This window comes from Paenibacillus sp. J22R232 (genome assembly GCF_056269165.1).
Genome location: NZ_JBWDNK010000006.1, coordinates 141,048 through 166,398, shown reverse-complemented (window position 1 = coordinate 166,398; position 25,351 = coordinate 141,048). Strand labels below are relative to the sequence as shown.

The 25,351-nt window shown below is 52.9% G+C and carries 23 protein-coding genes; 19 read left to right on the top strand and 4 right to left on the bottom strand.

The window, feature by feature from the left end; all coding sequences use genetic code 11:
* Positions 1-37: 37 nt before the first annotated feature.
* From cyoE to AC0YN3_RS19605, 18 genes are all read left to right on the top strand, one after another.
* Entirely contained in the window at positions 38-958 is a 921-nt protein-coding gene (gene cyoE / locus AC0YN3_RS19690; protein WP_475776673.1) for a heme o synthase, read from the top strand.
* A gap of 236 nt (positions 959-1,194) precedes the next feature.
* Positions 1,195-1,917, top strand: a complete 723-nt coding sequence (locus AC0YN3_RS19685; protein WP_475776672.1) for a metallophosphoesterase — start codon at positions 1,195-1,197, stop codon at positions 1,915-1,917.
* Between the two features lie 89 nt (positions 1,918-2,006).
* Positions 2,007-2,513 carry a GNAT family N-acetyltransferase gene (locus tag AC0YN3_RS19680; protein WP_475776671.1) on the top strand — a complete coding sequence of 169 codons (507 nt, stop codon included), beginning with the start codon at positions 2,007-2,009 and terminating at the stop codon, positions 2,511-2,513.
* Between the two features lie 73 nt (positions 2,514-2,586).
* A complete protein-coding gene (locus AC0YN3_RS19675) occupies positions 2,587-3,072 on the top strand; it encodes an NUDIX domain-containing protein (RefSeq protein WP_475776670.1) in 486 nt (161 codons plus the stop codon).
* A gap of 166 nt (positions 3,073-3,238) precedes the next feature.
* Positions 3,239-3,778, top strand: a complete 540-nt coding sequence (locus AC0YN3_RS19670) for a DinB family protein (RefSeq protein ID WP_475776669.1) — start codon at positions 3,239-3,241, stop codon at positions 3,776-3,778.
* A 122-nt stretch (positions 3,779-3,900) separates the two neighbouring features.
* Positions 3,901-4,404 (top strand): DinB family protein, encoded by a 504-nt coding sequence (locus tag AC0YN3_RS19665; RefSeq protein WP_475776668.1) that lies wholly within the window; start codon positions 3,901-3,903, stop codon positions 4,402-4,404.
* Between the two features lie 132 nt (positions 4,405-4,536).
* On the top strand, positions 4,537-4,887 hold the full coding sequence (locus tag AC0YN3_RS19660; protein ID WP_475776667.1) for a hypothetical protein: 351 nt from the start codon (positions 4,537-4,539) through the stop codon (positions 4,885-4,887).
* A 328-nt stretch (positions 4,888-5,215) separates the two neighbouring features.
* Complete coding sequence (locus tag AC0YN3_RS19655; protein ID WP_475776666.1) at positions 5,216-7,174, top strand: glycoside hydrolase family 127 protein; 1,959 nt, start codon at positions 5,216-5,218, stop codon at positions 7,172-7,174.
* A 34-nt stretch (positions 7,175-7,208) separates the two neighbouring features.
* Positions 7,209-9,020, top strand: a complete 1,812-nt coding sequence (locus AC0YN3_RS19650; RefSeq protein ID WP_475776665.1) for a cache domain-containing sensor histidine kinase — start codon at positions 7,209-7,211, stop codon at positions 9,018-9,020.
* A gap of 9 nt (positions 9,021-9,029) precedes the next feature.
* A complete protein-coding gene (locus AC0YN3_RS19645; RefSeq protein WP_475776664.1) occupies positions 9,030-10,607 on the top strand; it encodes a response regulator in 1,578 nt (525 codons plus the stop codon).
* Positions 10,608-10,753: 146 nt separating this feature from the next.
* Complete coding sequence (locus tag AC0YN3_RS19640) at positions 10,754-12,163, top strand: ABC transporter substrate-binding protein (RefSeq protein WP_475776663.1); 1,410 nt, start codon at positions 10,754-10,756, stop codon at positions 12,161-12,163.
* Positions 12,164-12,263: 100 nt separating this feature from the next.
* Complete coding sequence (locus tag AC0YN3_RS19635) at positions 12,264-13,166, top strand: carbohydrate ABC transporter permease (RefSeq protein WP_475776662.1); 903 nt, start codon at positions 12,264-12,266, stop codon at positions 13,164-13,166.
* 20 nt (positions 13,167-13,186) lie between these two features.
* Positions 13,187-14,011 carry a carbohydrate ABC transporter permease gene (locus AC0YN3_RS19630; RefSeq protein WP_475776798.1) on the top strand — a complete coding sequence of 275 codons (825 nt, stop codon included), beginning with the start codon at positions 13,187-13,189 and terminating at the stop codon, positions 14,009-14,011.
* Positions 14,012-14,024: 13 nt separating this feature from the next.
* The gene (locus AC0YN3_RS19625) at positions 14,025-15,095 is read left to right on the top strand and encodes a M24 family metallopeptidase (RefSeq protein ID WP_475776661.1); all 1,071 of its coding nucleotides are present in this window, start codon (positions 14,025-14,027) and stop codon (positions 15,093-15,095) included.
* Positions 15,096-15,135: 40 nt separating this feature from the next.
* Entirely contained in the window at positions 15,136-16,008 is an 873-nt protein-coding gene (locus tag AC0YN3_RS19620; RefSeq protein ID WP_475776660.1) for a dihydrodipicolinate synthase family protein, read from the top strand.
* 26 nt (positions 16,009-16,034) lie between these two features.
* On the top strand, positions 16,035-17,471 hold the full coding sequence (locus AC0YN3_RS19615; RefSeq protein ID WP_475776659.1) for an aldehyde dehydrogenase family protein: 1,437 nt from the start codon (positions 16,035-16,037) through the stop codon (positions 17,469-17,471).
* 24 nt (positions 17,472-17,495) lie between these two features.
* Complete coding sequence (rpoN, locus tag AC0YN3_RS19610) at positions 17,496-18,812, top strand: RNA polymerase factor sigma-54 (protein WP_475776658.1); 1,317 nt, start codon at positions 17,496-17,498, stop codon at positions 18,810-18,812.
* A gap of 98 nt (positions 18,813-18,910) precedes the next feature.
* Complete coding sequence (locus AC0YN3_RS19605; RefSeq protein ID WP_475776657.1) at positions 18,911-21,124, top strand: LamG-like jellyroll fold domain-containing protein; 2,214 nt, start codon at positions 18,911-18,913, stop codon at positions 21,122-21,124.
* A 76-nt stretch (positions 21,125-21,200) separates the two neighbouring features.
* Here the strand turns inward: AC0YN3_RS19605 and AC0YN3_RS19600 are convergent, their stop codons facing one another.
* Genes AC0YN3_RS19600 through AC0YN3_RS19590 form a run of 3 tightly spaced genes read right to left on the bottom strand, consistent with a single transcriptional unit; the run spans position 21,201 to position 23,025 of the window.
* A complete protein-coding gene (locus tag AC0YN3_RS19600; RefSeq protein WP_475776656.1) occupies positions 21,201-22,412 on the bottom strand; it encodes an NAD(P)/FAD-dependent oxidoreductase in 1,212 nt (403 codons plus the stop codon).
* Positions 22,409-22,765 (bottom strand): (2Fe-2S)-binding protein, encoded by a 357-nt coding sequence (locus tag AC0YN3_RS19595; RefSeq protein WP_475776655.1) that lies wholly within the window; start codon positions 22,763-22,765, stop codon positions 22,409-22,411. Before AC0YN3_RS19595 ends, AC0YN3_RS19600 begins: the two co-directional genes overlap by 4 nt.
* Positions 22,762-23,025 (bottom strand): (2Fe-2S)-binding protein, encoded by a 264-nt coding sequence (locus AC0YN3_RS19590; RefSeq protein ID WP_475776654.1) that lies wholly within the window; start codon positions 23,023-23,025, stop codon positions 22,762-22,764. Before AC0YN3_RS19590 ends, AC0YN3_RS19595 begins: the two co-directional genes overlap by 4 nt.
* Before the next feature lie 180 nt (positions 23,026-23,205).
* Between AC0YN3_RS19590 and AC0YN3_RS19585 the strand changes: the two genes are divergently transcribed.
* Positions 23,206-24,300 (top strand): M24 family metallopeptidase, encoded by a 1,095-nt coding sequence (locus AC0YN3_RS19585; RefSeq protein ID WP_475776797.1) that lies wholly within the window; start codon positions 23,206-23,208, stop codon positions 24,298-24,300.
* A gap of 36 nt (positions 24,301-24,336) precedes the next feature.
* Here AC0YN3_RS19585 and AC0YN3_RS19580 read toward each other — a convergent pair whose 3' ends face one another.
* On the bottom strand, positions 24,337-25,347 hold the full coding sequence (locus tag AC0YN3_RS19580) for a sigma-54 interaction domain-containing protein (protein ID WP_475776653.1): 1,011 nt from the start codon (positions 25,345-25,347) through the stop codon (positions 24,337-24,339).
* Positions 25,348-25,351: the final 4 nt, after the last annotated feature.

The window sequence follows — 25,351 nt, the reverse complement described above, 5'->3', positions numbered from 1 at the left end:
TATAGAAGTGAAATTACTGAGAGGAAGTGTCGTGGTCATGCCAAACCAAAGCAATGCGATTAGTATCGAACGATTTCCGGCTTCTGTCACAAAGGTACTTTTCGAAACCATAAAGATTGGCATTATTAAATCGAATCTCATCGCCATGGTCGCAGGGCTAAGTATGGCGACGTTTGTTCATCATATACCGTTCTTCGATAAGATTGGCAATATAGTGCTGGCTTTGATTGGATCGTCCTTGGTCATCGGAGCAGCAGGCATCTTTAATAATTTGTACGACCGCGATATCGACAGCATCATGCAGCGGACGAAAAATAGGCCGACCGTATCTGGAATCATAGACGTCTGGAGCGGGCTGATCATGGGGATCTGGATCGCGGTCGGCGGTCTTGTCGCGCTGTTTATGGCTTCGCCGCTGTCTGCTATCTTCGGGTTTCTGGGATTATTCCTTTATGTCGTGCCGTATACCATGTGGACGAAACGCAGAACGGTTTACAATACGGAGGTAGGAAGTTTGTCAGGCGCGATGCCTCCGCTGATCGGATGGGCCGCTATCTCGCCTGACGTTTTGCACCCGGGTGCCATTGCATTATTTTTATTAATGGTTATTTGGCAAATGCCTCACTTTTACGCGATAGCGATACGCCGCATGGAGGAGTACCGGGCGGCTAACATCCCGATGCTGCCGGTCGCCAAGGGTATTCGCAGGACGTACTTGCAGATGAACGTGTACTTGGTTGCCTTGTTCTTATGCAGCTTCTTGTTCTGGTCCTTTAATCCGTACATCGCTGTGGCGAATGCGCTGCTAAGCTTGGGCTGGTTGATTCTAAGCATTAACGGCTACCGCCGGAAGCAGGAGGATAAGTGGGCACGTTCGATGTTCATTTTCTCGTTGAACCATATTACGGTTCTGCTGTTGATGATCGTCTGTTATTCCATCGGCGCTCCGTTGTTGTAATGGAATGATAGGTTGGAGAGACTGCGTTTGATAAGGTGAAAAGGCAAGAGATGAAAGGGTAAAGGGCTGCTCCGTTAGGAGCGGCCTTTTGCTATGAGCAAGACGTTTTATTTCTAGTTCAAGCATGCGGATTACGCACATGGGAATTCATTCATTTTCATGGTAGACTTGGCGAGACAGCAATGAGTACAATGATAGAGGCATGGTCGAGCAGATCAGGAGGTCAGCGCAGGAGAATGAGGAGAACCATTGTTATTTCAGACATTCATGGTTATTATCAGACTTTTATATCGTTACTTGATAGGATTCAATACAACGCTATTCAGGACCGGCTTGTTTTGCTTGGCGACTACGTTGATGGCGGTCCTTCGTCTCTAAAGGTCGTGCAGCATGTAAGAGGATTAGCCAAATTAAGCGGGGTAAGCTGCATTGGCGGTAACCATGACGATATGTTTTTAAATTGGCTGGATGATCGGGATTATATCCTCTCGCCATATACCTCAGCACGTAATGGAGGCATGCAAACGATCCGTTCGTTCTGTCCTTGGTATGTGGATGAGTTAGATGATGAGAAGGCGCGAAAATATATAAAGCAGAAGCATGCTGCAGATGTTCATTTCCTTCGGAATTTAAAGTACTTTACAGAAGATCAGCACCATATTTATGTACATGCGGGTATCGATCCGGAATTATCGCATTGGCGGCATACTTCCACGAAGGATTTTCGCTGGATTAGAGGCAAGTTCCATGCACATGATGGGATATTGCCGATCTTTAAAAAGATCGTATTCGGACATGAGGTAACCGCTAGGTTGAGTCATTCAAAAGAATTTAATCCATGGTTCGGGAAACAAATGATTGGTATCGATGGCGGCATCAAATTCGGGTATCAGCTGAATGCTTTAATCATTAGCGATCAATTGGAATATACATTTGCAAATATAAAGAGCAAGGATTGAGCGGTAGAAGCGGAGCCATGTTCAATCCGAATTTATGATATTCTATCAGAAGAATGAAACGAGAAATCAAGGAAAGGTGTGCACAAGTCGTGAAGCTGATATTCCCGCAAGTGAAAACGGAGCAAGAAATCGCTGAGGTTGCGCAATTGGCGGCAGCTATATGGCGCGAATATTATGTATCCATTATTACAATTGAACAGATTGAATACATGATCGGCAAATTTCAATCGGTTTCTGCAATAACGGATCAGATTCATCATCAGGGCTACGAATATTATTTCATCCATGACGGTGAATCCGCGGTTGGGTTTATGTCGGTCAGGGAAGAAGAGGAGAAGCTCTTCCTGAGCAAATTTTATATCAGCAAGGAGCACCGGGGACAGGGCTATGCGAGCCGAGCCTCGGCATTCCTTGAGCAGCTGTGCAAAGACCGAAATCTCAACCATATTTGGCTGACGGTTAACCGTGATAACGAATCCTCTATTGCGGTATATGAGAAAAAAGGCTTTCAGATCGTACAAGAGCAAGTTGCGGATATCGGAAATGGATTTGTCATGGATGATTTCATAATGGAGAAAGAAATTTCGATGACATAAATAAAAAGATTGATATACGCAGGTTCAAGGGAACGTTCTGGATACAGGACGGTGAAATTAATGGAGGGGAAAAATGGCTGTAAACAATGATTGCGGTTTATATACCATGTGTATCGTGCAAGACGGAGACAAAATTTTGTTAATCAATCGTCCTGACAAACTGGGGTTTCCAGGGTACCTGGGGCCCGGAGGAAAAGTAGAATTTCCTGAAAGCTTTACCGAAGGGGCTGTTCGTGAGCTTAGGGAAGAGACCGGATTGATTGCAAAACCGGAGGACTTGGTTTTTAAAGGGATAGACGAATACGTCGTGTCTAAAACGAAATACAGATATATGGTTTTCAATTATTTGGTTACCAAATTTGAAGGGGAATTGCTTGCGAATCCACCTGAAGGCGAATTGCATTGGGCGGATATCAATGATGCCATAAACTTGCCGATGCAGTCATGGTTTAAACGTAGATTGCCGCTGTTATTCGAAAAAGGAACCTTTGAGATATCAGTCGTATGGGATGAAGATAGTCAAAGCTTGGTTGAAGATAAGCTTACGTTGCTTGGGTAGCCACGAAGAAATCGGGTAAAGAAAGTTCATACAAACAGCGGCGGTCCAGGGCTTGTTTCTAAGTCCAAGGCAGCCGCTGTTTGTATGACTACCCTGACATACAGTTGTCAGGGTAGCCGTTGTATGATGGATACATAAATACGTACTTAAACCGGGGGTAACTCAAATGACAAACCATAGTACGAGATTGTATGACTATCATGTGTGGGCGAATAAAATCATCTTTAATCGATTAAAGCAGCTTCCGCATCAGGTGTACAAGCAAGAGATTCAAAGCGTGTTTTCTTCGGTGTCGAAGGTCATGGTCCATATCTACAAGGTTGATTGCTGTTGGCTGGATATTCTGATGGGTAAAAGCATGGATGAAGCGATGCAAGCATCTAATCACATGGAGGCGGATGCAGAAGCTAAAAGTCTTGAGGAATTGGAAGCGATGTACGATGATTTGTCCATGAGATTCAAAGCTTGCATTAACGAACATGAGAATCTTGAGAAAGAGGTGGTCTTGGATAATCCTTATGCTGGGATTTTGAACACGAGATATTCAGAATTTATTATACAAGTTGCGAATCATGGTACGTACCACCGCGGAAATCTGTCTGCTATGCTTCGTCAACTGGGTCATTCCTCAGTCATGACGGAATACGGACTTTTTATGTATCAGGATGAAGCAAAAACGAGCATGCCAGCAGCACCTGCTAATTAGAACCATTAATATTTGTATAGTTTCGTGAAGGATAGGATAGTGATTGTGTTCTTGCCCATTTGCAAATATGGAAATAAGAAATGATATAATGGCGTGAATCCATTTAAAGGGAGATGTTGGATATGTTTAAACAAATCGATGATTTTACCGAGGCTTGGAGCAATGAAACGGCAGCAACGCTGCGGACGCTTGAGGCGCTTACGGACGAGTCGCTTGGTCAACAGATAACGAGCGACCATCGAACGCTTGGACGTCTTGCTTGGCATCTTGTGCAAACGGTTCACGAAATGCCGTCGCGGACTGGCTTATCGTTTGAAGGACCGAGCGAATCCATGTCGGTACCAGCTTCGGCAGCGGATATTGCTGCGTTCTATAAGCGGACGTCGCAAGCGTTTCTTGAGGCCGTACAATCCAGCTGGAAGGATGAGAATCTGCTTGTCATGAGCGATATGTATGGCGATCAATGGCCGAACGGCTTGATGCTGGATGTTCTTATAAAGCATGAGATTCACCATCGCGGCCAAATGACGGTTCTGATGCGTCAGGCCGGCCTTCGCGTGCCGGATTTGTACGGACCGACGAAAGAGCAGTGGGCTGAATTTGGTGCTCCGGCTCCTGTCATATAGAGTATGGCTAAATCCCGCTTTGCCGTTTGGCTGAAGCGGGATTTTTAAGCCTTTTATAATGAAGTGCGATATTTTTACCTTTAAGGCATAGATTTGATCATGCGGAATTCGTGTGGATGGAGTGTGTAACCGATGGGGAATTCACTGGAATTAATCTCAGCTTTTAATGTTCTTCATGATAAGTTTCGGTATTTACATTCCTACCATTACTCTCGCAAGTTTAGTGAAGACGGCGGTATAGAGCAAAATTTCAATATTACTCTATGCGATTATCCGTATTGCGAGAACGATCAAAAATTAGCAGTAACTTTTTTGAATGTATTCGAATTAAAAATCGGGAATATTTGGGGTATCTTGAACTTGTATATCGATATTGTTGATATATCCAATGACCAATTGGAAGGAATACGTTATAAGGTTAAAGAAGAGGAGGAAGATTCCTTTGCGTTTTATTGTCAAGCATTTGAATTCGAAGTGATTTAGAGTGACGTCTTTTACCCACATAACAGAACCCATTGCCGCGTCTATGTTACGCGGCTTTTTGTATTTCTTAATTCCTCCGAGTTCATTGATGAATATCCGCCCTTCGCATATCGGAAGGCTGACCAAACCCGGTAGGACTGTGAAGCTTCTTAGCAGTAATCTTTCCTATTTCAAATAATACGCAGCAAACGATGCAGGCACAATTAGGCTTAAACACGAAAAGTCGGTTTTATCTACCAATTGTATTGTTTTGACGGACTGACACAGTCCTCTCCGCATGTTAATTTGAAAGAGTCAGGCATACCATGAACGGCGGAGGGATAAACCCATGAGAAAGATGAATCCGGTAGCGGTCTCGAAAGTGACCATCATAGATCGATTTTGGAGTGCTAGGCAGGATCTTGTGAGGAATGTTGTCGTCCCTTATCAGTGGGAAGCGCTTAATGATTCCATTGATGGGGCAGAGAAAAGCGGAACGATCGCCAACTTTCGCGCCGCAGCGGAAGGAAAAATAGGCGGACACCATGGCTTCGTATTCCAGGACAGCGATTTGGCGAAGTGGCTGGAGACGGTTGGTTTTGTGCTGCAGCAGCATCGGGACGAAGGACTTGAGAAGCTGGCGGACGCAGCAATCGAGCTGATTGGCAGCGCACAGATGGACAATGGCTATATCGGCACGTATTATCAGCTCCAGAAACCGGGAGAGCAATGGGAGAACGTTAGGGATGACCATGAAATGTACAACGCCGGACACTTTATGGAAGCCGCGGTCGCCTATTACGAAGCGACGGGCAATCAAAAAATACTCGATATCATGTGCAGATTCGCAGATCATATCGTTGCGACGTTCGGAGCTAGGGCAGGGCAGCTCCCCGGATACTGCGGCCATCCGGAAATCGAGCTTGCGTTAGTCAAGCTGTATAGGTTGACGGGCAATCCATCGTATTTGGAAACGTCTCGGTTTTTCGTTGAGGAAAGAGGACGGGAACCGAAATATTTCGACGTCGAGCTGGAGAAGCGGCTGGCCGCCGGCCGCAAGGAACGCGTTGACCGCAGGCCGATGGACTACTTCCAGTCGCATGCGCCGATTCGCGAACAGCGGACGGCGGACGGACACGCCGTGCGTGCCGTATATTTGTTCGCCGGAGCAACCGATATCGCCGACGAATATAACGATGATTCTTTGTTAGAAGCGGTCAAGTCGCTGTGGGACAACGTCGTACAGCGCAGAATGTATGTAACGGGAGGCATCGGTTCTTCGGATTATTTCGAAGCGTTCTCATTCGACTATGATTTGCCGAACGATCGCGCATACGCCGAAACCTGCGCCGCGATCGGTTTCCTAAACTGGGGGCAGCGCCTGCTCCAGATCGAGGGGGATTCGCGCTACGCCGACGTAATCGAGCGGGTGCTGTACAACGGCCTGCTAAGCGGCATTTCGCTGGACGGACGAAGCTATTTTTACGTTAATCCGCTAGAGGTTTGGCCCGTCGTCAGCGGTCGCAGGGACGATATCCCCAGCGCAAGAACGCGTAGGCAGCCTTGGTTCGGCTGCGCCTGCTGCCCGCCGAATATCGCCAGGTTTATTGCCTCGTTAAGCAGTTATATTTACTCAGTGAACGAGAATGAGCTTTACGTGCACCAGTATATCGGCAGCCGTACGGAGCAGGCGTTCAATGGCGGCAAGATCACCGTCCACCAACAGACGGAGTATCCTTGGTCGGGTAACGTTGTGCTCGAGATATCCGGCGGTTCGGCGGAATTCGCGCTTGCGCTTCGGCTTCCCTCATGGTCAAAGCGTACGGTCTTGCGTTTGAACGGTATCGAAATGGAGGCTTCTGGCATTACCGAAAAAGGTTATGCGAAAATCAAACGCATATGGAGCGAAGGCGACATCGTCGAATTGGAGCTGGACATGAGCGTCGCCATGGTACGGTCGCATCCCGAGCTTCGGGAAGCAAGCGGCAAAATAGCCGTACAACGCGGACCGGTTCTCTACTGCTTGGAGGAAGCGGATAACGGGGCCAATCTCCGCGATCTGCAGCTGTCCTCGGATGCGGCATTCGAAGGGAAATTCATGCCGGATCTGCTGGAAGGGATTTACGTAATCGAGTCAAAGGATGCCTGGAGAACGGCTTATGACGTGGCATCCGCCGAATTGTATACGATAAAACGCTATAACAAGAAACAAGTGAAAGCTGTTTTTGTGCCGTATTATGCGTGGGCTAACCGCGAGGAAGGAGAAATGGCGCTTTGGATACGAGAACGGGAGCGAGGATACGAATAAACAGCCTTTAAACGACAAGGAAGGCGGACGATGGATGAAAATACGGCAGGGGAACGTTTGGAAAATCCGTACGATACGCGGCAAATTTCTGATGCTTACCTTGCTGCTTACGGTCGTGCCGATGTTCGTTCTTACTTTTACTTTCCACCGCATAGCCGTTCACTCCCTCGTTGGCAAAGCGGAGGAGCGCGCCACTCAATCGAGGCAGATGAGCGAGAGCTTCTTGAACCGCACCATTGCCGATCTGCACGATATGACTAACGCCATTTTAGGCAACCCCGAAGTACAAGCGATTTTGCAGCTGCGTCCAGAGGACGATTATGATTTTCTTCGCAACGTAGACCGGGTGAATAAAATTATTCGAGCGCAAACGCAGACGAAATCCTACATTATATCCACACTTATATATGCCCCCGGAGGCGGCGAGCATCAGTCGTTTTATCAAGGCAACGATTCGATCCGCTTCGGGGGTCTCCCTACTGAGTTGGAAGCCCGCATTTACTATGATCAGCTTCGAAGCGACAATCGCATCATGTGGCATGATGGTTCCCCCTTTGAAGGTGCCCGAGACGCTTTAGCCGGCGAAGAGCATCTGTATGTCGGCAAGCTGCTGAGGCAAACCGAAGGAAATTACGATGACCTTGGATTTCTCATGCTGGAAATCGAGAAGGTGCATTTTTTTAGCGGCATATCCGTGTTGAACCCGAACGAGAAGGAGCAGTATTGGATCGTGGATAGCGGAGGGAATCCGGTTTTTCATATGCCGGAAGACACGAGAGCGGATTATCGCGCCCTTCATAAGGTTGCGGTAGATGCCGCAGCTTCTCCGACAAAAAATAAAGGGTGGACGAGCTGGAACGGCAAACGAACGATGGTCTCTTATGCGCCGCTCGCGGCGAATCAATGGACGCTGCTTCACTTGGCGGATGCGGATGCATTGTTCCGGGACGCGAATCAGATCGGCAGATGGACGCTGGAAATTTTTCTCGTCGTGTTCGTGATCGGTTGGATCGTCACTTACCGGGTGAGCGATACGATCAGGCGTCCGCTTCGCCGCCTGCGGCGCTTGATGGGCTCGACGACAGGCAAGGCACTGGTGCTCCCTCCCTTCGATCCACTTGATGAAGTAGGCCAAATCGGGGATCGGTTTGAGCGAATGATGCAGGAAAATGAGGAGCTGCACGACAGGATATATGAAGCGCTGCTGTCGCGGAAGGAAGCGGAGTTTCGGGCACTTCAGGCACAGATCAACCCCCATTTTCTTTATAATACGTTGGAATCGCTGAACGGACTGGCACTTACGAACGGACAGAACGAGATGTCCGAGGTGGTTGGAGCGCTCGGCAAATTTTTTAGAATAGCTTTGAGCCAAGGCAGCGAGGAAATTCGTGTCGCTAATGAAGCGGAGCATGCCGGCGCATACGTGCGCGTCCAGCAATTCCGATTCAAGGACAAGTTGGAATGGATTTCGGAGATCGACGAGGATATTCTGGACTGCCGCGTGCCAAAGCTGATTTTCCAACCAATCGTGGAGAATGCAATTTATCATGGAGCCAAACAGAGGAAAGACGTTGTTTTTCTGATGCTGACTGGCGCTCGTGAGGAGAGGCGTTTGCGCTTCTCGATAAGCGACGACGGGAACGGCATAGCAGAGGAAAGGCTTGACGAGATTGTGCGAACGCTGGACGGGCGGCAATCGGAGGGTAGCGCAATCGGCTTCGGCCTAAGAAACGTACATGAACGGCTTCGTCATTATGGATCCGAATATGGGGTTCAAATCACTAGCGAGCTAGGAAAATATACGACGGTTACTTTGTACGTTCCAATTCGTGAGGAGCGATCCTAGAAGGGGGCTATGATGCGTCGATTGCTGATTGTTGATGACGAACACTATATTCGCGAAGGCTTGAAACATCTGATTGCCCAAATGGAGTTTCCTATTCAGGTGGTTGGAGCTGCCGAAGACGGAGAAACGGCGATTCTTCTTTATAAGGAGCTGAAACCGGACATTATCCTGCTGGATATCAACCTGCCGGATATTAGTGGTCTGGACGTGGCGCGCCGAATTCGGGCAAAAGACGTGGAGACCCAGCTGCTGTTTCTTACGGGTTATAATTCCATGGCGTTTATTCGTGAAGCCATTACGCTGGAAACCGTTGATTATATGCTGAAGCCCATTACCAAGGAAGAGCTTGCCTCCGGCTTGATTCGGGCGGAGGAGCGTCTGTCGAGGCGCGGGCGCTTCGACGAAAGCGGCGATGCAAGGCGGAGCCGGGAGCGTCACCGCATGCAGGAATACGGGCTATTGGATTTGCTGCTGCAGCGGCGGTCGTGGGGAGATGCCTTCGAGGCGCTCCGCGCCGCCCATGCACCGCTAGCGGAAGCGAAGCCGCCTTTCGCGGTGCTTTGCTGTGAGATGGACGTCATTCCGCCACGGCTGTCGACGACCGATGACCGCCAGCTTTACGGAGTCGCTTTTGCCAAGCTCTCATCGGAAGCGGCGCAGCACCGCGCTGAGGCATACGGGGCAGCCATCTCTCCCGACCGGATGCTCATCGTGCTGGCTGCCGCCAGCAGGGAGACCGTTATTGAGGCAGCCAAGAGCGTGCGTGCCGCCGTTCAATCGTATATGGACGTGTCGATTACGATCGGCGTTAGCCGACTGGCACTCGAATTAAAGCTGCTGCCGGAGGCGTACAAGGAAGCACTGCATGCTGCCGAGCACAAGGGGTGGGTGGGGGACGGTCAGATCATCCCTTATGAAAGCGTGCAAATCGCGGAAACGAACAGCCGTACTATGCTCGATAAGGAATTGATTCTGCTGTCTGAAATCCGCGCGGGAAACGATGGGGCGGTTGGCTCCATTTTGCAGGAATGGAAGGAGCAGTTCGCCGGCCTCCCGTCTCGGCAGGTCAAGCTCATGGCGACGCAGCTCGTGCTGTATGTCATGCGCGTCGTTCAGGATTTCCCGCTGCCGGACCGGGGCGGGCGTTTCTGCCGGGATCCGCTGCTCGAAATGTCGCGCATGACGAGCGGAAGCGAGATCGTAGCCTTCATCTCCGATTACTTCGAAAAGGTCGGGCAATGGATCCGCGAATCGCGGGAGTTTGCCGTTCCCAAAATGTTCGAGGACGCGCGGCATTGGATACGCGAGCATTTGCACAAGGAGGCAAGTTTGAACGGTCTCGCGGAATATTTGCACTTAAGCCCAAAGTACGTCAGCTCGCGCTTCAAACAGGTGACCGGCGAGTGTTTCGCCGATTTCCTGACCCGCGTCCGTTTCGAGCGCGCTCGGGAGCTACTGCTTGATCCAGGTCAGAAGGTATCGGCGATCGCGGAGGCGGTCGGGTATACCGATACGAATTATTTCAGCATAGCGTTCAAAAAGAATATGGGCCTCACGCCTTCGGAATTTCGCAAACGGTATCTCTGATCAACAGAGATATCGATTTTGTTTGTAGAGGCGGAAACAATCGAACCAAAACAAAGAGGACATGGAGCAACCTTATATAGGCAGCAGCCGAAAAGCGGGATAATGGATTCGTAAGATATATTTCCATATGGAGAGGGGATCCCTACATGATGGCGATACGCAGACGAAAGTGGTTTTTCCTATTTTTAGCAGCGCTGATTGCCTTCCTTACAGCCTGCAGCTCGAACGGCGGCAGCAACAACGAGGCTACCTCGTTACCAAGCGGCTCGCAGGAGCCGGCTGGTACAAACGATGCGCCGAAGGAAACGGTCAAGCTAAAGTTCATGTACTGGGGCAGCACGGACGAGAAGAAAGCGATGGAGCAGATGATCAAATCGTTTAATGCATCCCATCCGCACATTCAAGTGACCGGCGAGCATGTCCCGGGCGATTACAACACGAAGATGAATACGCTGATGGCGGCCAACGAGCTGCCGGATGTCGCCTATTTGGGAGACGGTTTAACGAACAAATGGGGAAGTGAAGGCAAGCTGCTTGATTTCAGCCCTTACTACGACAGCTACCCGGAGCTGCAGAACAAGCTGAAAGCTTCGTATTTGTTCACGGAGCCTGGCAAAGCGGTTGCCAACTTTACCGCGCTTGAAATCATGGTGCTTTATTACAACAAAGATATTTTCTCGGAAGCAGGCATAGCTCTCCCGCCTTCCGATCCGGCGCAAGCTTGGACGTGGGATGAGTTTGTATCCGTCGCAAAGAAGCTGACAAAGGATACCAAAGGAAGGAATGCGGAAGACCCGAACTTCGACGAGAAGAACATCGACACCTACGGCTTTTCATTCGGTACTGACCGCGGTACGTACGGTCCGCTGCTCGAGAGCAACGGCGCGGGCATTCTGGACGATTCGGGCAAAAGCTATGCGCTTAACGAGCCGGAATCCGTCGAGGTGTTCCAAAAGCTGCAGGATTTGATATACGTCCACCACGTTTCTCCGAATCTCATACAGCAACAAAACATGCCGGATAACCATGTCCGTCTTCAAACGCGCAAAGTCGCTATGGTGCTTGACGGAACGTGGGCGCTGCTCGACTTGACGAACAACAAAAAGCTGAACTATGGCATCGGCGTATTGCCGAAGCTTAAGGAGCCAAAGACAGTCATTTTAGCCGGCACAACGGTCGTATTCAACTCAACGGAGCATCCTGCCGAGGCGCTGGAGTTTTATTTGTACCACAACAACCCGGATCAGGTCGATCTGTACCGGACTGGCCTATGGATGCCAACGGAGGAGAAATACTACACGGAGGAAGCGGCCATTAAGCAGTGGACCGACAATCCGGCGCATCCACCGGAATTTCTGCAGGCAGGCATTGAATATACGAAAGGTTATGCGGTCAAATCCCCGTCTACGGCGATCAAAAACTGGCCTGAAATCAACAGCAAGCTTACGCCGGGACTCGATCTTATCTGGACGAATAAGAAAACGGCCCAAGAAGCGCTCGACGAGCTGAAGCCGCAGATTGACCCTCTCATTCAAGGGGAATATCCGAACGAATAATCGGCATTCGATCAGAGCAAAGGGCGGAAGGCGGCGGATGGCTGCGCTTCCGTCCCCTGATTGCCGCATCGCTCACCTATTCCGGATGGAGGGAGTCAATATGAAACGCAACAAATCTGGACTGCTCAAGATGGAACGCCGCTGGGGCATGCTGCTCGCGCTTCCGGTCACGCTCGGATTGATCCTTTTCGCCATAGGACCGATCATAGCATCCTTTGCCTTCAGCTTGACCGATTGGCAAATCGGCGGTCAATCCGCTTTTGTCGGATTGAACAACTACGAGACGATCTTAACGAAGGATCCGGTATTTACGAAGTCACTGTTCGTGACGATCTATTATGTGCTTGCAACCGTTCCGGTGGCTATTATTGCCGCATTCGGGCTTGCGATGCTCCTTAACCGCAAGGTAAAAGGCTTGTCTATTTTCCGAACGATCTTTTTTTTGCCGTCCATTGTCCCCCGGATCGCAAGCACGATGCTCTGGCTATGGCTGTTCAATCCGGACTTCGGATTGCTTAACTCGATGCTTGAATTCGTTGGATTGCCCGGAAGTCAGTGGATTTATGCGGAGGAAACCGCGATTCCATCGATTGCGCTTATGAGCGTGTGGGGCGTCGGCAATTATATGATTATTTTTTTGGCGGGGCTGCAATCCGTTCCCGCGCATTTGTACGAGGCGGTTGAAGTGGACGGGGGAGGCGCGTGGCGAAAATTTTACCATGTCACGTTGCCATCGATGACGCCGACGATATTTTTCAACATGGTCATGATGCAAATCGGAGCTTTCCAAAGCTTCGACAGCGTGTACGTCATGACGCAGGGAGGCCCGAATAACGCCACCTTGCTCTATGTCGTCTATCTGTACCGAGTGGCCTTCACGGAGACGAGAATCGGATATGCATCGGCGTTGTCTTGGATTCTGTTTATCATTATCGTCGTGCTGACGCTCATTACGTTCAGGACTTCGCGCAAATGGGTGTATTACGAAGGGGGAGGAAAGTAGTGAGCAGAACGAATCCCCGCATGTTCACTTATATAACGCTCATTGTGCTTAGCCTGCTGATGATTTTACCGCTCATATGGCTGGTCAGAAGCTCCTTGATGGATAATGCGCAAATATTCATTTTCCCGCCGGAGTGGGTTCCGAGCCCTTTCCGTTGGAGCAATTATCCAGAGGCGCTAACGGCCGTTCCGTTCACCCGCTTCTTCCTGAATACGATGACGCTTGAATTGCTCACGGTCAGCGGCGTCCTCGTCACGACGATCATCTCCGCCTATACATTCGCAAGGCTGAGATGGCCGGGCCGAAATATCGTGTTCGGCGTGCTGATGGCAACCGGCATGCTGCCGGGAGCAGCGACGCTCATTCCGATGTTCGTCTTATGGCGGGAAGTGGGGGCGCTTGATTCGTTCGTTCCGCTCGCGCTGCCCTCCTGGTTCGGAGCAGGCGTTTATACCGGGCAAGGCGTATTCGCGATTTTTCTGATGCGTCAATTTTACCTTTCCATTCCGCGCGAGCTCGATGAGGCAGCCTACATGGACGGAGCGGGCCCGTTGACCGTGCTCTGGCGGGTCGTACTTCCGCTCTCCAAGCCTGCTTTGCTCGTCATTACCGTGTTTTCGTTCAATGACGTGTGGAACCAGTTTTTGGAGCCAACCTTGTATCTCAGCTCGGAGTCCAAGTTTACGATGGCGCTTGGCCTGGCTTCGTTCAAAGGTCTTTACAATGCGCAATGGGGGTATCTGATGGCAGCGTCTGCCGCGATGGTTGCTCCGATTATTTTGTTGTTTTTCCTTGCGCAGCGCTACTTTATCGAAGGGATTACGCTTACGGGCATTAAAGGCTAAGGGGGAACATCGGATGATGAATGCCAGGTTGTCACGGCTGCGGTCGGTGATGAAAGAGAAGCGGCTCGAAGCCATCCTTATTACGCATGGTCCTAACCGCCAGTATATGACCGGATTCACCGGATCATCCGGGTATGCGCTCGTAACCGGCGAGCGTGCCTTTCTGCTAACCGATTTCCGCTACCTTTCGCAAGCGGCGGAGCAGGCGGAGACCTTTGTTGTGGTGCGGCATGGTGATCAGCCTTTGGCGTCAATCGCGGAGCATGTACGGAAGCTTGGCGTGCGAGAGCTGGCCGTCGAGGGAAATCGGTTGAGCATGGCGCAATATGGGCATCTGCAAGAGAAATTAACGGGCATTGCATGCGTAACGACCGAGGAGATCGTAGATAAGCTTCGCAACGTCAAGGATGAAGCCGAAATCGCGTCGCTCCGGGAAGCAGCCCGCATAGCGGACGAGGCATTTTTTCAAATATTGCCGCTCATTCGGCCCGGTACGTCCGAGAGAAGAGTTGCCGCGGAGCTGGAATACCGTATCCGGCTGCTCGGCGCGGAATGCGGATGGCCGGGTTTCATCGTCGCCTCGGGCTATCGCTCGGCGCTGCCGCACGGCGTGGCTAGCGTTAAGGAAATCGGCAATGATGAATTCGTTACGCTCGATTTCGGAGCGATCGTGAACGGCTACATGTCGGATGTGACAAGAACGGTATTCGTGGGCAAGCCGAATGCGAGGCAGCGCGAGATCTATGATGTTGTGCTTGCGGCAAATGAGAAAGCGATTCGCGGCTTGCGCCCCGGCATGAACGGCAAGCAGGGGGACGCGCTAGGCCGAGATATCATTGCCGGGCAAGGCTTCGGTGAATATTTCGGACATGGACTCGGTCATGGCATCGGCTTGGAAATCCACGAGCAGCTTCGTTTATCGCGGCAAAGCGATTCGATTCTGGAACCGGGCAATGTGCTGACCGTTGAGCCGGGCATATACATTCCCAATGTTGAAGGCGTTCGCATCGAAGACGACGTGCTCATAACGCCGAATGGCGTGGACGTCCTCACAACAAGTCCCAAAGCGCTAATCGCGCTCTAAATTGGACGGCTCGAGCCGTCGTATCGAGGAGGAAGCAAGCATGAGTTTATTTTCAGGCGTTTATGTCGCTATCGTAACCCCTTTTGACGACAAGCTGAACGTGGATGTTACCCGCTTAGAGGACCATGTCGATTGGTTGATCCGGGAAGGCGTCGACGGCATCGTCCCGACCGGTTCAGTTGGGGAGTACGCCACTTTGTCGGCAGAAGAGCGAAGGACGGTAGTCGAGACTGCGGTTGCCGCGGCGGCAGGCCGGGTGCCTGTCATTGCCGGAACGGCTGCGCCTTCCACGGGAATGGCCGTGCAATGGGCGGAGCATGCCAAGCAGGCCGGTGCAGCGGGGATTATGGCATTGCCGCCGATCAGTTATAGGCCATCCGAAGCCGAAGTGATCCATCATTACGAATCGCTATCATTGGTTGGGCTGCCTATCGTCGTATATAACAACCCGCATGATTACCCGACTGACATGAAGCCAGCCTTTCTGCAAAAACTGTCCGCCATCGAGAACGTTGTCGCCGTCAAGGAGTTTTCGGGCGATATCCGGAGAGTACACGATATTCAGAGGCTGACCGATCTTCAGATCATGATCGGCGTAGATGATTTGGCTATGGAGGGCGGACTGTTCGGTGCAGCGGGCTGGATCGCCGGCCTTACGAATGTATTGCCGTCGGAGAGCGTCCGCTTGTTCAAGCTGGCTCAGCAGGGCAAGCTGGATGAGGCGATCGCTATTTATCGCAAATTGCTTCCGTTATTCCATTGGGATGCGAATCCCCGCCTCGTTCAGGCGATCAAATACAGTATGGAATTGGCCGGTCGGCCGATGGGTTTGACCCGCCCGCCGCGCCTGCCGCTAACGGAGGCGGAGCAGAACGACATTCGTGAGGCGTATGAGTACGCCACGAGCGAATAGTTGAAATTCAGAAGGGGGGAAGCAGCATGGAGTCCAGCAACTGGATCGGCGGGGAATGGAGCAAGCCGGAAGCGGGCACGCTCGAAGTCCGCAATCCTTCCGAATTAGCAGAGACGGTGGGATTCGTTCACTTATCGGGCAAGGCGGAATTGTTTGCGGCAGTCGATGCGGCGCGGTGCGCGCAGCCGAAATGGGCAGCGATGACGGGAGCCGCAAGAGGGGACTATCTTTATCACATGGCCGGTTTGCTTGAGTCTCGCGGGGCAGAGCTTGCCAATCTGGCCAGTAGAGAAATGGGCAAGCCAATTGCCGAGATGCGCGGGGAAGTGGCACGCGGCGTCCAATTGCTTCGCTATTACGCAGCGGAAGGTGTCCGTGCGAACGGACAGATGATTCCTTCGGCCTTCGCCAACGTGAAGCAGTATTCGGTTCGCGTCCCGCTCGGAGTAGCTGCGGTCATAACGCCTTGGAACTTTCCGGTAGCTATCCCGATATGGAAGATCGCACCCGCTTTAATATGCGGCAACACGGTCGTATGGAAGCCGGCAGAGAACGGCTGCCTGACTGCGGTTAAGCTCGCGGAAATATTCGCCGAAGCTAAATTGCCTGCCGGTACCCTTAATCTGGTTATCGGAAAGGGAAGCGTCGTTGGCGAGGCGCTGCTGGAGGAAGCGAAGATTGACGCGATCAGCTTTACCGGTTCCTCCGTAACGGGGCTACGCGTCGCGGCAGCGAGCGCTGCGCGGAATTTGAAGTACCAGTCGGAGATGGGCGGCAAGAATGCGGCCGTTGTTCTGCGCGACGCCGATCTCGATATAGCGGTTGCGGCCGTCGTTAGCGGCGCCTTTCGCTCGGCGGGGCAGAAATGCACGGCGACGAGCAGGGTTATCGTCGAACGGGCGGTTTACGATGAGTTTTCGTCCAAAGCGAGTGAAGCGATAGCGAAACTGCGCATGGCGAATGCAAGAACCGAAGGGGCGTACCTCGGTCCAGTCGCCTCGTTGGAGCAATTCAAGTCGGTTAACCGGTTCGTGAAGACCGCCCTTGCGGAGGCGCGAACGATCGCTGTTGGCCCTAATGCCGAGGGAGAAGGAGAAGGGTATTATATCTCCCCTCTGCTTGTTGAGGGAGTAGGAGCCGATCATCGACTCGTCCAAGAGGAAGTGTTCGGCCCGTTGGCCGTAATGCTACCTGCGGATGACATCGACGACGCGATCGGGCTCGTTAATCGGACTGTATTTGGGCTTAGCGCCTCCGTATTCACACGGGATTTGAACAGCGCGTTCCGGTTTCTCGAGGAAGCCGAAGCGGGCATGGTCCGCGTCAACCAGGAAACAGGAGGTGTCGAATATCAGGCACCCTTCGGCGGGATGAAGGATTCCAGCTCCCATAGCAGGGAGCAGGGCCAATCGGCTCTCGATTTCTATTCCCATCTGAAAACATGCGCGATTCAATACCGTTAAAGCGCGATGAAGGGAGGATGGGCAATGACAATGGCGAGTCCGAATTTGAATATGCTCTTGTTGCCGCAGATGCGTTGCGCGCTTGCTCCCGAGCTGAGGCAATCGCTCATGCTGCTGCAGATGACGACAGCGGATCTGTTCTCCTATTTGCGGGAGGCCGAGCAGGACAATCCGTTGATACAGCTCGAGGAGGCGGAGTGGTTATCCTACGCGGGCAAGCAAAGGGGAGCGGTCGGCCATCGAACGGAAGGTGCTGGCTTGGCTGCAGCCCGCATGGAGAAGGAAACGCTCGAGCAAGCACTGCTCGCCCAGGTCAGGTTAACTAACGCGCCGAGACCGGAGAAACGGGCTGCCGCCTTTTTGGCGGGCAATTTGGATGAATCCGGTTATTTGGCTATTGGACTTGAAGAGGCGGCGACCTGCACGGGGCTTGAGATGGATGTCGTCGGTGCTGGACTTAGGCTGCTGCATACATTGGAACCCGCAGGCTCTGCTGCCGCGTCGCTGAAAGAATGTTTGCTGCTGCAGGCGTCTCGCGACAACAGCGCACCTCGGTTTGTCAAGGAGCTGATCCAAAGCCATCTCGGAGATGTCGCCAAGCGGCGTTGGAAGATCATCGGCAAATCGCTCGGAATAAGTGAGCAGGAAATAGAAGGCGCCGTCCGGTATTTGCGGAGTCTCAATCCCCGTCCGGGGCTTCGCTACGGCAATTCGGACGGTTTATATGCGATAGCGGAGATCAAGCTGCGAAAGGCGGATGACGGTGTAGGCTTCGTAATTCGCGAATCTGCTCCGTTCCGGATAAGCTTTCATGCTCTCGGGCTGGATAAAGGTGCTGCTACTGGCGAGTGGCATGATTGGGTTGCGGCCAAGAGAAAAGAAGCAGGCGCATTGCAGGGGATGCTACGTTTCCGAAAGCGAGCGCTAACTGCTGTGACCTCTGCTATCGCCTTACAGCAGCAGCGATTTCTGAATGAAGGAGTGGCAGCCATAAGGCCTCTTAAGCTGGAGCAGATCGCCTCCGAGACCGGTTTTCATCTCTCGACCGTCAGCAGGGCAGTTCGAGGAAAGCACGTAGATACGCCGTTTGGCGTGCTGCCGTTACATGCGTTTTTTTCCAATGGTGTCGAAAGTGACAGCGGAGAAGAGGTATCCTCGCGCGCGGTGAAGCATCGCATCCGGGGGCTAATCGCAGGGGAGAACAAACAGCGCCCGTTAACGGACGCGCGCCTTGCCGCATTGCTTCAGGAGGAAGGGCTGATCATCTCTAGGCGTACCGTCGCGAAATACCGGGAAGAGGAACGCATTCTGCCGTCGACTTTCCGGTCCATGCCGCTGTAATCGTACCCGGTTCATGAAGGGGGGAGATACCCATGTAACCGCAGGTAGGCGATGGGAAGCGTGCTTCGAGTATGAAAAACGAAGAGGAGGCTCAAGGAATGGAACAACGAACCATGCAAGGAAAGCGGAGCTTTACGATCACCGCAGCCGTATCTGCTATATTGATCGCGGTGCTTCTGGTCGCGCTGCTCTTTACAGGTCCGCCGAGGCCGGTTCATGCCGCGGCGAGTTACGCCGAGGTCGTCGATATTTTTGGCCGGACGGTGAACGATAACGGGATCGAGCTTGTGGACTGGCAGGGTTATCTTGCCAACCCGTATATCAAGCTCACGGTCAAGCCGCCGACTAGCGCGGTGTTCCCTGTTACGGTCAACTTAACGACCCAAGGCACCTCCCGCCTAATGATGAACAGGCCGAGTACAATGTCAGCGACAGGTGCGGCCAAAACGTTGACGTTCGCTAATGCAGCATCCACGCAAGAATTTAACTTGGCTATCCACCCTGACCGGGTCGGCGGCAACGGTGAAATCGAGAATCATACGTTGACTTTGCAGGTGGTTCAAGGAAACAATGCGACCAGCACACAATCCATTGCGATTCGGGTGCTCGATCAGGATGACAATGCCGAGCCAACGATGCCGCTCAAATTCGATTACCGCTTCGACACGATCACGAATATATTCGGCGACGCCGGGGTGAAAGCCGCCACGGAGCAGGCGATCAAGGACTGGTTCTACTTTTTCGACGAAGCTCCATATGATACAGTCGCTTCCGGTGCGGAACAGATGTCGCTTCCGGGAGACAACTGGCAGAACTCCATATCGGTCACGAATAACGCCGCGTATAACGGCATGTGGATCTTCCTGCGCGGGATTAATGATCCATATTCTACCGGATTTCCCTCCATCAACGGTAATTACCACAAACGCGCAGGCGTTCAGGTGCCGGGACCGATTCCGCGTTCACTCGCAACGATTTTAGATTTCTATACGGGCTTTACGCCGTTTACCTCGTTGAACGATGAAGATTATTACTTGACGCAGATGCCCGGCTCTACTTGCACCTCCAATTGCCAAACCGATTTGCTGGGTTTGATCGCCCATGAATTCGGGCATGCAGTCGCCTTCCATAGCGACTGGCCTGGTATGGCAGCATATGTCGCAAGCGGCGGAACGAACGATTCCGAAGTGATCGCCTATCAAGGCAACGCGGTGCCGCTCGATACCAGCTACCACATTCCGGAAGCCAGTTCCCAGAACTGGGATCGGCTGAGCGGACAAAGCGGCGGGCGCAGCCATATGTTCCATCCGAAGAGATGGATGATGACGAAGCTCTCTTTGCTCATTGCGGAGAATGCAGGCTGGAAGCTCAAAAAAACGCTAACGCCATTTGTTGCTCCGTCCATCGTTACGACATCGCTGCCGGGCGGCACGAAGGGCGCGGCTTATTCGCAGGCGCTTTCGGCGAAAGGCGGCGTACCGTTCTATGATTGGAATATAACAAGCGGTTCGCTTCCGCCGGGACTGACCTTGGATCGCTTCAAGGGAACCGTTAGCGGAACAATCTCGGGCAGTGCGCCCCAGAACAGCTATACGTTCACGGTGCAGCTACGGGACTACGATACGCTCAGCGTGCCGGTCACGAAGACGTTTACGATTAGCTTGAACGGTACCGAGCCGCCAACCGATCTGGTTGCACGATACCTATTTAATGAAACGAGCGGTACGACAGCGGCCGACGCTTCCGGCAATGGCTTTAACACGACGCTGAGCGGCGGCGTAACATGGGCTGCCGGCCATTCCGCCAATGCTGCTATTTTTAACGGAACGACTGGCTACGGCAGCTTGCCTAGCGGTATCGTCAGCGGGCTAAACGATTTCACGATCGCCACTTGGGTCAAAGTGGACAATACATCGAACTGGACTCGGATTTTTGACTTCGGGACCGGATCTACGTCGAATATGTTTCTCACGCCGCGACCGGGCGGAGCTGGACTACGGTTCGCGATTACGACGAGCGGCAGCGGCGGGGAGCAGCGGCTATCGACGGCGACGGCATTCCCGACGGGCGTGTGGAAGCATGTTGCGGTGACGTTGAACGGGACCGCGGGCACGCTATACGTGGATGGCGTATCCGTAGCGACGAATGCGAATATGACGATTAAGCCTTCGAACTTAGGCAATACGACACTCAATTATCTAGGTCGATCGCAATATGCAGGAGACGCCTATTTGAATGGAGGACTAGACGATTTCCGCATCTACAACCGGGCGCTGAGCGGGTCGGAAATCACCGCACTCTTTAATAGCTGACCAAGAGCATTACGAAGAGCATGACAAAGCCGCCTTTGGGGTTGAAAAACCCTGAGGCGGCTTATTTGCATGGTCGTTAGACGTTTTCGGTTTGGTACAGCTTCGCTCGACTGCGGGCGATATCAGGATGGAACTGAATGAGTGCTTCGCTTCTTGTCCGTTTGACTTGCGCCATGGCATCTTTGACTTCGGCTTCACCGGGAGCTTTCTCGGCTGAAGCGTTGATTGCGATCGATAAGCCGGCTACTGTTCCCTGCGCGATCGCGACTTTGGCGCTCTCTACACCGGTAATGTTGCCGGCGACGTAGAGACCGGGAAGCGGCGTTTGCATATTCTCGCCATGCACCGGAACATGCCCGCCGAGCTCCGGCACATAACGGAAAGGGCAGCCGGCGACCGCGGCCAGCTCCGCAAGCGGGTACAACCCGCCAGCGATGCAGACGAAGTCGGCTTCCACGAAACGTTCGCTGCCGGCAATAGGTTCTCCGCTCGCTGTGACGTCAGCGATGAGGACGCCTTCTACGGCGTCCCTTCCGACAATCTCGATCGCGCAGCGGCGAAGCTGAAGAGGCACGCCTAGCATACGTATTCCTTGTTTAGGGAAAAAGGTCAACGCGAGCTTGCGCAGCATACTGTTCCGCAGAAGCTTCGCACCATATTTGAGCATCGCGCTTGGCGCTAAGTCCGCGAAGCGCAGCAACGAGCCGAGTACGGCTTCGGGATCGGAGGCTTTGCCGCTAAGCGCATTGCCGGGCGGCAGTACGATCGCAGCCAAATCGATGCCGGCAAGTCGAAGCTCGGACACGATGGCCATGGCGAGTACGCTCATGCCGATGACGACGCCTCGATTGCCGACGCGAACGCGTTGTACGTTCGTCATCACCTGCGCGGCCCCGATTGACATCACGCCGGGAAGCGTCCATCCCGGAAGCGGGTTTGCCGATTCGGCAGCGCCGGTAGCGAGGAGGACGAAAGGCGCACGATAACAGCCTAGGTTCGTCCATACCGTCCAACCATTATCACTCGTCCGATCCAAACCGGTTACGGACACTCCGCTTTGAATATGCGCGCCCGCATCCCGCGCACCGAGCACGAGCAATTCAGCCTCCCGAATGCCGTTCCACCAGGCACCGCCAGGCTCCTGATGCAATTGGCCGAGCAGGCGCCCGCCGGGCTTCATGAATTCGTCCAGCAGGAGCACCTTCAATCCGGCTTGTGCACCAGAGCATGCTGCAGCCAAACCTGCTGGTCCCGCGCCGACGATGATAAGATCATAGACGGAATTCATATGGAAGGGCTCCTCTCTTCCTCCGCCATTCGCCGGAACGGCGTTGGAAGGACGGTCCCGGAACGAACGTCCATGCCGTCCTTAACCGGCGTTAGGCAAGCGCGAACGCCGCTTTTGCCGCCAATCGTTACCCGGCATTCCATGCAATGTCCGATGTTGCAGTAAATGCCTCTAGGCGATCCGTGCTCTTCGTGGAGCCTCAGCGTCCGAATGCCGCCAGCAAGCAGCGCGGCGGCGATGCTCTCGCCTTCGCGCGCTTTATAAGATATCCCATCAAAGGAAAAGGAGACGGTTTCCGCGGGTGGGAGAGGGCCGAGAACGGGATGGTGTTCGATTCTGCCGTAGCTCATCATGATTGCCCCCAATCGGCAAAAGATACCGGTCGAACCGGCGGCTGGACCTTTAGCGGCAGATTGGAAGGAAAGTCTCCTCCAGGCTTAATCGCCAATCGATCGAGCAAAGGCCGGCATGTACGGCCGCCGCATATTCCCATGCCAGCACGCGTCCGCAGCTTTGTCTCGCGCGCGGAGCAGCCATGCTGGCGTATGGTCTCACGGATTTGCTCCAATGTAACCTCTTCGCATCTGCAAACGATAATCGATGCTTCGTTCATGTAGACAGCCTCCTTGTTGATCTCTCTGGATACTTTAAGAAGATGCAAATTTCGTGCCATCCCAAAAAGATATAGAAAAGTTCGCAATAGTAGAGCCCGTGGCATCGTTTTTGCAGCTTCTAATATGACGAGGGCCGACGCCGTCTCAATCCGCTTGATAAGGTGGGATTCAATTTGAATATGCTGTACCGAAGCAGAAGGAGCATGCTCTTGGAGAAGCTGGAGAAGAAGGCCATAGGGGCGGCACTCGTGGTATCGCCGGCGTCTATCGCTTATTTGACGGGATTCCGATCGGATCCTATGGAACGATTTATGGCGCTATGGATAAAGACTGACGGAACGACGATATTGTTTGTTCCCGAATTGGATGAGACAAAGGCAAGCATGGCGCAAGGAATCGATAGGCTAGTGCCCATTCCAGACGGGAAGCCTGCGACCGAAGCGTTAAGTGGAAATTGCGGCGGGCAGTTTCGGCGCTGCGGCATCGAAAAAGAAACACTGACCTGGAAAATGACTGAACAGTTGATTCATTTGTGGCCGGATACTGAATTCGTGGATATCGACGGAGATATTGGGCAGATGCGTGGCTGCAAGACGCGGACAGAGGCGGATTTCGTGAAGGCAGCGGCAGGCTTCGCGGACGCTGCTCTTGAAGCCGCTTTACGATTTTTTCGCCGAGGGATGAAGGAACGGGATCTTGCGGAGGAAATCGATAGGCAGATTATGCTGGCAGGAGGGGATGGCCCTGCTTTCAAGACGACCGTGCTAGGAGGCGAACGGTCTGCGCTGCCTCATGGAGAAACCTCGGAATACGTAATCGTCGAGGGCGATATTCTGCTCGTTGATATGGGTGTCGTTCATAAAGGCTACTTATCGGATATGACTCGGACATTCCTTGTCGGTCAAGGGACGGCGGAGCAGGAGCGGATATACGAAACGGTTCTGGAGGCGAATCGGAGGGCGATTGCCGCGCTGCAGGTAGGAGCACCGCTGGCGTCGGTCGATGGAGCGGCAAGGTCGTGGATTAGAAGCCGCGGCTACGGAGAGCGATTTCCTCACCGCGTCGGCCACGGCCTTGGCATCGAGATCCACGAGCCGCCTTCCGTACACGGCTGGAATGAACAGCCCGTCGTCAGCGGTATGCTGCTGACGATCGAGCCGGGTATCTACATCCCCGGCTTGGGAGGGGTTCGGATTGAAGATGATCTTTATGTAAATAAGGATGGCTTCGCAGAGCAGCTTACCCGTTTTCCGAAGCGGTTAATACGCCTTTAGTGCGCTGAATCGTTCACCGAAACAATTAATACGCCTTTAGTGCGCTGAATCGTTTCCGAACAGCGAGCGGATGCGCTTATAGAGCGTCATACGTGAAATGCCTAGAAGTTGGGCGGCTGCCTGCTTGTTGCCGCTTGTTTCCTGGAGCGCGGACTCGATAAAACGGCGTTCATAATCCGCCAGCCAATCGGATAAAGCACCTTGCTTTGGCAACGAAGGGGTTAGGTTGGCTTGCGCCTCGGAGGGCGGCGACCAATGAGCGGCGCTGCGCAGTACAGCGGGAGGCAGGTGCTCGGCTTTAAGCGAGCCGCCTGCGGACAACACGCATAGGCGCTCGATCGCATTACGGAGCTCGCGGACGTTGCCTGGCCATGGATGCTGAGCAAGCAGCAAATGCAATCCGTCGTCTAAGGGCACGGTGCAGCCGTACCGTCTCGCGAACAGCTCGGCGAGGAGCGGAATATCCTCGGGACGGTGACGAAGGGGCGGAATGTTCAGCTCAATTACATTTAACCGGTAATACAGATCCTCCCTAAACTTTCCGTGTTCCACAAGCTGGGCCAAATCGCGATTCGTTGCCGCAATGAATCGGCAGTCTGAGTGGAGGCTGCGTGTTCCGCCGACCGGATAATATTCGCGGTGTTCGAGAATACGCAGCAACTTCGCCTGCAAATCGAGCGGCAGCTCCCCGATTTCGTCCAGAAATAGCGTGCCGCCGCGGGCGAGCTCGACCTTGCCGGATTTGCCCCGCGGATCTGCTCCGGAGAACGCGCCTTTCTCATAGCCGAATAGCTCGCTTTCGGCAAGGCTAGCCATCATTGCGCCGCAATTGACGGCAACGAACGGGGAGCCGGCCGCTTCGCGAAGAGAATGAATTCCCCTTGCGAACACTTCTTTGCCGACGCCGGTTTCTCCCGTTAGCGTGACGGTGGCAGCAGTATGGGCGAGGCCGCGCGCCAAATCGATAACAGAGAGCAAAGCCGGACTTTCTCCGATCAGATCATGGAATGGATCTAACTGATTATGCGCGGAAGCGGTTGGTTGCAACGAG

Excerpts from the sequence above, each read along its gene's own strand:
- cyoE (WP_475776673.1), top strand. The coding sequence starts at position 38 with ATGCCAAACCAAAGCAATGCGATTAGTATCGAACGATTTCCGGCTTCT.
- AC0YN3_RS19590 (WP_475776654.1), bottom strand. The coding sequence starts at position 23,025 with ATGAACGAAGCATCGATTATCGTTTGCAGATGCGAAGAGGTTACATTG.
- rpoN (WP_475776658.1), top strand. The coding sequence starts at position 17,496 with ATGACAATGGCGAGTCCGAATTTGAATATGCTCTTGTTGCCGCAGATG.
- AC0YN3_RS19625 (WP_475776661.1), top strand. The coding sequence starts at position 14,025 with ATGATGAATGCCAGGTTGTCACGGCTGCGGTCGGTGATGAAAGAGAAG.
- AC0YN3_RS19585 (WP_475776797.1), top strand. The coding sequence starts at position 23,206 with ATGCTGTACCGAAGCAGAAGGAGCATGCTCTTGGAGAAGCTGGAGAAG.
- AC0YN3_RS19675 (WP_475776670.1), top strand. The coding sequence starts at position 2,587 with ATGGCTGTAAACAATGATTGCGGTTTATATACCATGTGTATCGTGCAA.
- AC0YN3_RS19640 (WP_475776663.1), top strand. The coding sequence starts at position 10,754 with ATGATGGCGATACGCAGACGAAAGTGGTTTTTCCTATTTTTAGCAGCG.
- AC0YN3_RS19685 (WP_475776672.1), top strand. The coding sequence starts at position 1,195 with ATGAGGAGAACCATTGTTATTTCAGACATTCATGGTTATTATCAGACT.
- AC0YN3_RS19670 (WP_475776669.1), top strand. The coding sequence starts at position 3,239 with ATGACAAACCATAGTACGAGATTGTATGACTATCATGTGTGGGCGAAT.
- AC0YN3_RS19660 (WP_475776667.1), top strand. The coding sequence starts at position 4,537 with ATGGGGAATTCACTGGAATTAATCTCAGCTTTTAATGTTCTTCATGAT.
- AC0YN3_RS19595 (WP_475776655.1), bottom strand. The coding sequence starts at position 22,765 with ATGATGAGCTACGGCAGAATCGAACACCATCCCGTTCTCGGCCCTCTC.
- AC0YN3_RS19630 (WP_475776798.1), top strand. The coding sequence starts at position 13,187 with ATGTTCACTTATATAACGCTCATTGTGCTTAGCCTGCTGATGATTTTA.
- AC0YN3_RS19650 (WP_475776665.1), top strand. The coding sequence starts at position 7,209 with ATGAAAATACGGCAGGGGAACGTTTGGAAAATCCGTACGATACGCGGC.
- AC0YN3_RS19605 (WP_475776657.1), top strand. The coding sequence starts at position 18,911 with ATGGAACAACGAACCATGCAAGGAAAGCGGAGCTTTACGATCACCGCA.
- AC0YN3_RS19620 (WP_475776660.1), top strand. The coding sequence starts at position 15,136 with ATGAGTTTATTTTCAGGCGTTTATGTCGCTATCGTAACCCCTTTTGAC.
- AC0YN3_RS19665 (WP_475776668.1), top strand. The coding sequence starts at position 3,901 with ATGTTTAAACAAATCGATGATTTTACCGAGGCTTGGAGCAATGAAACG.
- AC0YN3_RS19645 (WP_475776664.1), top strand. The coding sequence starts at position 9,030 with ATGATGCGTCGATTGCTGATTGTTGATGACGAACACTATATTCGCGAA.
- AC0YN3_RS19655 (WP_475776666.1), top strand. The coding sequence starts at position 5,216 with ATGAGAAAGATGAATCCGGTAGCGGTCTCGAAAGTGACCATCATAGAT.
- AC0YN3_RS19635 (WP_475776662.1), top strand. The coding sequence starts at position 12,264 with ATGAAACGCAACAAATCTGGACTGCTCAAGATGGAACGCCGCTGGGGC.
- AC0YN3_RS19615 (WP_475776659.1), top strand. The coding sequence starts at position 16,035 with ATGGAGTCCAGCAACTGGATCGGCGGGGAATGGAGCAAGCCGGAAGCG.
- AC0YN3_RS19600 (WP_475776656.1), bottom strand. The coding sequence starts at position 22,412 with ATGAATTCCGTCTATGATCTTATCATCGTCGGCGCGGGACCAGCAGGT.